We start from the raw sequence: 8,507 nt of genomic DNA, 5'->3' as shown, positions 1-8,507 counted from the left end.
GCCAACCCCTTCTATCGCTGGCCGATGACGTTTGCCGAGATATTCCCCGTGGGGGTTATTGTCTCGCTGGTCTCGGCGGGGCTGCTTCGAAACCGTCGGTTCATGCCGGCACGTTAGTGGCCGCGCGCCCTGCTAGGCTTGAAGACTGACATTCACGTACAAGTACCAGGGGAAGATTTGGCCCTGCGGGAGTGCGCTGGTGCCGTCCAGCCCTTCGTTCGTCGCAATGTCCTTGCGTGGCGACGACGGGGGCGGGGAAGCTGGCTACGCCATCGCCACGGGGTTCAAGAACGCCATGTCCGCCTTTTCCTTCGTCTTCCGTCATTTCATCGCCTGGGGCGTGGTCTTCGCCATCGCCGTCTCGATCCTGTCGAGTTTCGACTTCCTGCCGGGTTTCCTGGTGTCGGTGTTCATACTGGCCATGCTGGGCGCCTGGCTGCTGCAGATGGCGCGGGTGATCGTGCATGTGCGTCGCATCCGCCTGTTACATCCGGGTAGTGGCCCGCTGCCGCTGGCGATTCGCCAACAGCGGACGATCGACTTGCCGGTGGGCGCCGAAATGGCCTTCGGCATGCTTGAAGCCGCCGTGCGCGAACTGCCCCGTGCCCGGGTGACGGAGTCCGCACGCGACAGCCTCCAGCTCTTCGCCACCGTGCCGCGCCGCATTCGCGACCAGGGTGAGCACCACATCCCGAATCCACGGCATCGCCTGGCCCAGGATCACGTCAGTGCGCAGGTGGTGGGCGATGATGAGGCTTCGTCGATCCGCCTCCTGTGCGAGCCGGCGACCGATCCGTGGATGGACCTGCTGTTCGTCGATGACGGCGCAAACATCGAGAACGCCGACGCCATCGCCCGTGCGCTGAACCGTCGGGTGCGCGAAAGCCGGCGCCAGGAACGCGAGGAGATGCGTGAAGTGCGCGCCACGCGCGAACTGGCACTGGCGCGGCTGAACCTGCTCAACGCCCAGGTGGAACCGCATTTTCTTTACAACACACTGGCCAGCGCACAGCTCCTGACCCGCTCGGCGCCGGCCAAGGCCGACGAGATGCTGGGCAACCTGATCACCTACCTGCGCCGCTCGCTTCCGCAAGAAGGGAATTTCGTCGCGCCGCTGGCGCGCGAGGTGGAGCGCGCGCGTTCGTACCTTGAGATCATGAAGGTACGCATGGGCGAGCGGCTCAATATCGAGATCGACGTGCCGCTGGACCTGGAAGGTATCCGGCTACCGGCGATGATGCTTCAGACCCTGGTGGAAAATGCCATTCGCCATGGCCTGGAGCCGCGCGAGGCCGGCGGCACGGTATGGATCAACGCCCGGGGTGGCAACGCCACGGGGAAGGTCACCATCTGCGTGGCCGACGATGGCGAGGGACTGCGCGAGGACAGTTCGGGCACGGGTGTGGGGTTGCGCAATATCACCGAGCGCCTGGCCCTCACCTACGGCGATACGGCCAGCCTGCGCGTTACGGCGAATATTCCCCGTGGCATCGTGGCGAGCATCGAGATCCCGCGTGAGATCCCGACGGAGGACGTGTGATGATCGATTGCATCGTTGCCGACGACGAAGAACTGCTGCGCGAGGCACTGGTGGCGCAACTGCGCCAGGCCTGGCCTGCGCTGGAGATCCTGGCCACCGCCGATTCCGGTCCCGATGCACTCGAGGCGATCGCCACGCACAAGCCTGCCTACGCCTTCCTCGATATCCGCATGCCAGGCATGACCGGGCTGGAAGTGGCGATGGCGCTTCCCGAAGTAAGCCCGGGGACCCTGCCAGTATTCGTTACCGCGTACGACCAGTATGCCGTGAATGCCTTCGAAGCCGGTGCGGTGGACTACCTCCTGAAGCCGGTGGAGCGCGAACGCCTGGACGCCACCGTGCGCCGGCTGCAGGGACGCCGTACGCCGTCGATGGACGACGCTCAGCGGCGCGGCGCGGTGCTTGACCAGTTGAATGCCGCAAGCCCGCCCACGGTGACCTCGCCGCTGGTGTGGATTACCGCCAGCGCCGGCCGCGAAACCAAGCTGATCATGGTCAGTGACGTGGTCTGCTTCCGCGCCAACCACAAATACACCACGGTGGTAACGGCGCAGGGCGATGCGGTGATCCGTACCTCGATCCGGGAATTGCTCGACAGGCTCGATCCGCGGTTGTTCCGCCAGGTGCATCGATCGACCATCGTGAACCTGGCCCAGGTTGTCTCGGTGATCCGCCACGACGCAGGCAATGGCTCGCTGCGGCTGAAGGGGCGCGAGGAAACCTTGCCCGTGAGCCAGGGCTACATGTCGCTGTTCCGGCAGATGTAGGAATTCTACGGTTTGAGCCCCAGCACTATCGTGGGCCAGAGTTCAGAAACAGTAGGATGGATCGGCACCGCCCAGCGCAGGTCGTCCACACTGCGGCCGGAGCTCATCATGTCCAGCAGGCCATGGATGGACTCATCGCCACCGATGCCCAGGATCGCCGCCCCCAGGATGCGTCGCGTCTTCGCATCGGCAATGAGCTTCATCAGGCCGGTGGTCTCGCCCATCTCCCTGGCACGGCCTACCAGCGACATCGGTCGCACCGACACCAGCACCTCGTAGCCCGCCTGGCGTGCCTGCGCTTCGTTCAAGCCGGCGCGGCCCAGCGGCGGATCGACATAAAGCGCGTAGCCGGGAACGCGTTGCGACAGGCTGCGGTTGTCGCCATCGAGCAGGTTCGCAGCGACGATCTCGAAATCGTTGTACGCGGTGTGGGTGAACGCGCCGCGGCCGTTGCAGTCCCCCAGGGCCCAGATACCCGGGACGTTGGTGGCGAGCGTATCGTCCACTTCGATGTAGCCGCGGTCATTCATGCGCACACCGGCCGCATCGAGCCCCAGGTCGTCGGTGTTGGGACGCCGCCCGGTAGCCAGCAGCACATGGCTGGCCACGATCTCCGGGGCACCATCGGTGCAATCCAGCCGAGCGGAAATGCCTTCGGGGTGGGACTTTAGCGCGATGCAGTCGGCACTGGTACGTATGGCGATGCCTTCTGCCTGCAGCATCTGACTGATGGCGTCGCAGATGTCGGGGTCTTCGCGGGAAAGCAGGTGCGGCTCTCGTTCGATCACCGTCACTTCGCTGCCGAAGCGACGGAACATCTGGGCGAATTCCAGGCCGATGTAGCTGCCGCCGACGATAGCCAGGTGCCGGGGCAGCGTTTCCAGCTGCAGGATCGAGACGTTGGTCAGGTAGGGGACATCATCCACACCCGGGAAGTCCGGGATGGCGGCGCGGCCTCCTACGTTGAGGAATATTTGCGTCGCCCGGATGCGGCGGCCGTCGATGTCGAGCGTGTCCCCGGAAACAAACCGCGCGTGGCCGCGAATCAATTCGACGCCCTCAGTATCGCCGAGCCAGGCTTCCTCCTCCGTGCGCGCCTTGTCGGTCACCGCGTGCGCGCGGGCCATCGCCACAGGCAGGTGGAAGGGACCTGGGGGACCCACCTGTACACCGTACTCGGCGGCGCGCGCCACCTGGTGCGCCACGCGCGCGCTGGCAATGAGAGTCTTGGTGGGCATGCAACCGGTGTTGACGCAGGTGCCACCCACCAGTTTCCGTTCCACGATGGCGACGCGCTTGCCTGCCCGGGCCAGGCGCACGGCCAGCGAAGGCCCAGCCTGGCCGGCACCGACGACGATGGCGTCGAAGTGTTGCGTCGAAGGATCAACCATGGCCGAGGCAGGCAACGATAGCCAGGCCGCCGGCGATGGCGACGAGGTCTTCGATGATGGCGGCGGGACGGTCGCTGCCGAAGGCACGCGCCATGCCGGCGCGCGCAGCAGCACCGCCCAGCGTTCCGATCACTGCGCCGACCACGCCGGCAACCAGGCCTTCCCACAGCATGCCGGCGGCCAGCCCCAGGGCCGCGCCGCAATATCCGCCGACGATCACGCGCGTGGCAAACTGCACCGGCACCTTGCGGTTGGGCGTGGTCGGCAACTGGTCGGTGAAGAGTTCGCCCATGGCAAGCAGGGTGAATACCCACGGCGTCCAGCGCCAGCCCATGAAGGCCAGCGCGGTGCCATCGAGGTGAACCCAGCCGAATTGCGCGGCCCAGGCCAGCACGGCGGGCGCAACCAAGGCCCGGAGGCCCGCGACGATCCCCAGCAGCAGGGCGGCGATGATCACGATCATGGCTTGCATCCTCGCGGCTAAATGTTGCGCCAGTCTACATGCCGTCCCCAGGCGCAGGGATCCTCCGAAAGGTCAGAATTCCAGCCGGTACGCCACCTTCACCAGCGCCTGCTCGACCTGGCGCAGGTCGAAGCTGTGGCGGAAATTCCCCGCCGCGTCGGTCGTGGTCGGATCGTCGTCGTAGCCGCCGCGGTTGTACACGATGTAGAGGTCCGACAGCGGCGCGATCTCGTAGCGGTAGCGCACCTGGAACCCCAGGTTGCGCACGCCGAAGTCGGCAACAGGCTCATCGGTAGGGATCCGGCTGCCATTGGGCGCAATCTCATAAGCCTGGCGCAATCGTGCGCCCACGCCCAGCGCCTGCAGCTTCACCCGCAGTTCCTGGTTGCCGCCGAAGTTGAGGTTGATGCCCGAATCCACGCCGATGGTACGGCCGTCAAAGGCGCCCACCAGGTTGCCCTTGCCCTGCCATATCGTCCAGTAGGGGTCCGATTCATAGCTCGCCCCGGTAAAGAAGCTCAGCACGTCGTTCACGTAGAAGGTGGGTACGAACTTGAACATGTAACCCAGCCGGTGCGCACCGGTAATCGGGTTGCCGGTAATTTCACCCTTCGACTCGAAACTCCAGTTGCCCACGCGCGGGCGCGTCCGTTCGTACATCAGGGTGACATTGGGCGGAAGCCGCATCGGGTTGCCGCCACGTGTGATGAGGTCGTCGTAGGCGGCACCATCGATGTTCAACTGCCAGGTTTCCTCGCCACCGTCACGGCGGAAGCTGTCGCGGATGATTCGCAGCTGGCGTTCGATGTTCAGGCCGTGGGTGTTATCCACGGCGATCACGCGGTAGTGCCAGGTATGCGAGGAATACGCAGAGTCCGCCGGCAGGCCGGTGATCCGTTGCCTCACTTCATAATGCAGGTACTCGAACGCATTTCGTGGCAGGTAACCGAAGTCGTTGAGTTCCAGGTGGCTGCCGAAGTACATGCCCAGCCATTGCTGGGTCCATACCGGGTTCATTTCATAGTCGATGACGGTGGTGGCGCCCAGCCCCGAAGAATCCTTCCCCGGCTCGTCGATCTTGCTTCCAACGACATTGCTGGTGATCGAGAAATGATCGGTGGGCTTCCAGCGATGGTCGATGCCAAGCACATTGGCGTCGCGATCATCGAACGGGTCGCCCACGTGGGTAGCCAGCAAGCCAAGGCTCTGGTTGCCGTAGTCCTGCAGCAATCGCAATGCACCGAACGTACGCCCTTCGTCGCCCTTTTCCTGCGCGGCGAGCACGCCATAGCTGGTGCTGCCAAGGCTGCCGTTGAGCTTCACCGCGCCAGCAATGTCCGCAGGTCCGGTGCCGTCGGGCTTCAAACCACCCACCCGGCGCGTGTACACCAGTTGGGTGTAGTCCTCCAACATGCTGAAGTCGAAGATGCCCTGGTTCTCGGTGAAGAACGGCCGCTTGTCGGTGAAGAAGGTCTCTTCCGGGGTGAAATTCACTACCAGGTCGTCGCTTTCCACCTGGCCGAAGTCCGGGTTGATGGTGGCAGTGAGCTGGGTCTGGCCATTGGGCTTCCACACAAGGTCCGCACCCTGCTGGAACGAAGTGCCACCGTGGACGCGGTCATTGGTGGCCACCATGTACGGAGTGACGGCGAACAGCGATTGCGAATACGCCGGCAACTGGACCTTGGCGAAGTCCGACAGGAACCTTGGCCGGTCCACGCTGGCGGTGGGCCACGACATGCGCTCACCGCTATAGGCCACCACGCGGTCCAGGTACAGGCCGATCGTGCGTGTATCGGTGGATACCGAACGCATCGGCGCGATGTACCAGGGAATAAGCACCTCCACCGACCAACCATCGGCATCCTGCGTGGTGGCGCTGTCCCAGCGGCCGTCCCAGTCGTAGCTGAAGGTATTCTCGCCAGTGACAATTTCATCGGCGACGCCGCCGGTGGAGGTCACCTCGAAGTCATAGCCGGTGCGGCCATCGCCATTGAAGTCGATCATCACATTGATGCGGTCGACCAAGGCCTCTTCATCCCGTCGCGTGTGCTGCGTGGTGCGCGGCACACCTGCCGGCTGGGTGGCGCGAATGGCGATCGCCAGGCCCTTGGGCGTGGACATCACCCAGGCCTCGGTGGGCAGGCTTCCCGGTTTCCGGGTGAGCGGCTGCGTATCGCGGAAATCTGTGATGTGACGGGCCCCTGCCCACTCGGCGGGATCGATCCGGCCATCGATCTGGATATCCGTGGCGGCGGCGGCTCCGGCCACCAGCAGCAGTGCGATAAGGACAAAAATACGGAAGAACATGCGACATCCATGGGCCAAATACATGGAGTGGGATGAGCCCCGAGCGTAAAAGGTTACGCATGACTGATGGCCTAGATTGCAATGTCCTTGTCATTTGGGCGACCTACGGTGGGCCGCTCGACAGGCAATCAACGATATTTCCCATGGATAATTCCCGACGCCGTTTCCTGGGCGTCGCCGGCGGACTCGCCGGTGCATGCGCCTTCACCGATGCGTTGCGCGTGGCCCAGGCGATGGACATGCCGATGAAACAACGCATGGCCATGCCGGCCCTCGCCGCGCCCAACGTGCCGCTGGTAAACCCGGTGACCATGGCCAGATTCGTCGACGCGCTGCCGGTGCCGCCGGTTGCCGTGCCCACGGGCAAGCGCGCCCACGCCGCCTTCCCGGGCCGGGAATTGCCGTTCTACCGTATGCCGATGCGGGCCTTTAGCGCCAAGGTGCATCGCGACCTGCCACCCACGCCGCAATGGGGCTACGCAGGCGCCACGCCGGGCCCCACCATCGTGACGCGCCGTGGCGAGCCGGTACTGGTGGAATGGGCCAACGAACTTCCCACCAAACATTTCCTGCCCATCGATCACGGTGTCCACGGAGCCGAGAAATCAAAACCCGAGGTGCGCACCGTCACCCACCTGCACGGCGGGCGCGTTTCCGCGCCGAACGACGGTTGGCCCGATGACTGGTACGTGCCGGGCAAGTCAGTGACGGCACTCTATCCGGGCGCCCAGGACGCGACCACGTTGTGGTATCACGACCACGCCATGGGCATCACGCGGCTGAACATCTACGCGGGCCTGTTCGGAAGTTTTCACGTCCATGACGAAGACGAAGAAGCGCTGGGCCTGCCGTCGGGCGCGTTCGACATCCCGTTGATGCTCTACGATCGCCTGCTGGCCAAGAGCGGCAAGCTCTATTACCCGGTATCGGACGATCCCGAGGCGCCCTGGGTGCCCGAATGCCGCGGCGACGCCGTACTGTGCAACGGCAAGCTGTATCCCTATCTTGACGTCGAGCCGCGTCCATACCGGCTGCGGCTGATCAACGTGGCTAACACCAGCTTCTTCAATCTTTCGCTGTCGCACGGCAAGCCGTTCCAGCAGATCGGCAGCGACCAGGGCCTGTTGTCCGCACCGCTCGATCGCCAGCGCATCGAGCTTTACCCGGCCGAACGCGCCGAGGTGGTCGTCGACTTCAGCCCATACGCAGGTCAGTCGGTGCAGCTACGCCACCAGGCCGAGGGCATCGTCGAGTTCCGCGTGCGTACCAAGGGCCGCCGCGATACCTCGGTGGTGCCGGCCGCGCTGCGACCGGTCCAGCGCACTGATCCATCCACCGCCGTGCAAGACCGCGTGCTCGCCCTGGGCGAGCACGACGACTCCGGCGGCAACCCGATGATCATGTTGCTCGATGGCAAGATGTGGAGCGATCCCATCAGCGAAAAGCCGAAGAAAGGCACGGTCGAAACCTGGACGTTCGTCAACGTGACGGGCGACGCGCATCCCGTCCACCTGCATCTTGTGCGCTTCCAGGTACTCGAACGCCGTCCGTTCGACCTCTTCGCGTGGAACGCCCGCAAGGAACTGAAATTCACCGGGCCGTCGATCCCACCCGAAGCACACGAAGCCGGCTGGAAAGACACCGTGCGCTGCGATCCTGGCATGGTCACCCGCATCATCACGCACTTCGACGGGGAACCGGGCAAATACGTCTGGCACTGCCACTACCTCGAGCACGAAGACAACGAAATGATGCGCCCTTACGAACTGGTGTGAACCCATAAGGGGTTGAACCCATAAGGGGTCAGAGTCATTTGTCCGTCTGCGGATAAATGACTCTGACCCCTTATGGTTTTTTTGTTGCGGTGGTAACGATTGTTCGCAATATCTTGCGTTGACACACGAACGTCATCACACCCTCACGCATTGTCGCGTGCGTGCCAACGATTCGTCATGTGCGAGGTAGATGCTCACGGCGGTCGATGAGGCTACCCACAACCTTGTCGACAAGAATCAGGGGGAAGACTTCCAGTAGGG

General features: G+C 64.0%; 6 protein-coding genes. 3 read left to right on the top strand and 3 right to left on the bottom strand.

What is annotated here, in order from left to right:
* The first annotated feature begins 199 nt into the window (after positions 1-199).
* Together VGM61_RS17615 and VGM61_RS17610 are read left to right on the top strand one after the other, a co-directional pair.
* Complete coding sequence (locus tag VGM61_RS17615; RefSeq protein ID WP_331524198.1) at positions 200-1,540, top strand: sensor histidine kinase; 1,341 nt, start codon at positions 200-202, stop codon at positions 1,538-1,540.
* Complete coding sequence (locus VGM61_RS17610) at positions 1,540-2,307, top strand: LytTR family DNA-binding domain-containing protein (protein ID WP_331524197.1); 768 nt, start codon at positions 1,540-1,542, stop codon at positions 2,305-2,307. Before VGM61_RS17615 ends, VGM61_RS17610 begins: the two co-directional genes overlap by 1 nt.
* A 5-nt stretch (positions 2,308-2,312) precedes the next feature.
* On the opposite strand, the gene VGM61_RS17605 is transcribed toward VGM61_RS17610, so the two are convergent.
* The 3 genes from VGM61_RS17605 to VGM61_RS17595 form a co-directional block, all read right to left on the bottom strand.
* Positions 2,313-3,698, bottom strand: a complete 1,386-nt coding sequence (locus tag VGM61_RS17605; protein ID WP_331524196.1) for an FAD-containing oxidoreductase — start codon at positions 3,696-3,698, stop codon at positions 2,313-2,315.
* On the bottom strand, positions 3,691-4,161 hold the full coding sequence (locus VGM61_RS17600) for a DUF4126 family protein (protein ID WP_331524195.1): 471 nt from the start codon (positions 4,159-4,161) through the stop codon (positions 3,691-3,693). Before VGM61_RS17600 ends, VGM61_RS17605 begins: the two co-directional genes overlap by 8 nt.
* A gap of 72 nt (positions 4,162-4,233) precedes the next feature.
* Positions 4,234-6,471 carry a DUF5916 domain-containing protein gene (locus tag VGM61_RS17595; protein ID WP_331524194.1) on the bottom strand — a complete coding sequence of 746 codons (2,238 nt, stop codon included), beginning with the start codon at positions 6,469-6,471 and terminating at the stop codon, positions 4,234-4,236.
* A gap of 143 nt (positions 6,472-6,614) precedes the next feature.
* Between VGM61_RS17595 and VGM61_RS17590 the strand changes: the two genes are divergently transcribed.
* Complete coding sequence (locus tag VGM61_RS17590) at positions 6,615-8,246, top strand: multicopper oxidase family protein (RefSeq protein WP_331524193.1); 1,632 nt, start codon at positions 6,615-6,617, stop codon at positions 8,244-8,246.
* The last annotated feature ends 261 nt before the right edge of the window (positions 8,247-8,507 follow it).

The organism is Pinirhizobacter sp. (assembly GCF_036499745.1).
Taxonomy (GTDB): domain Bacteria; phylum Pseudomonadota; class Gammaproteobacteria; order Xanthomonadales; family Rhodanobacteraceae; genus Pinirhizobacter.
The sequence above is the reverse complement of the archived record's forward strand: the minus strand, read 5'-3'. Positions and strand labels throughout refer to the sequence as shown.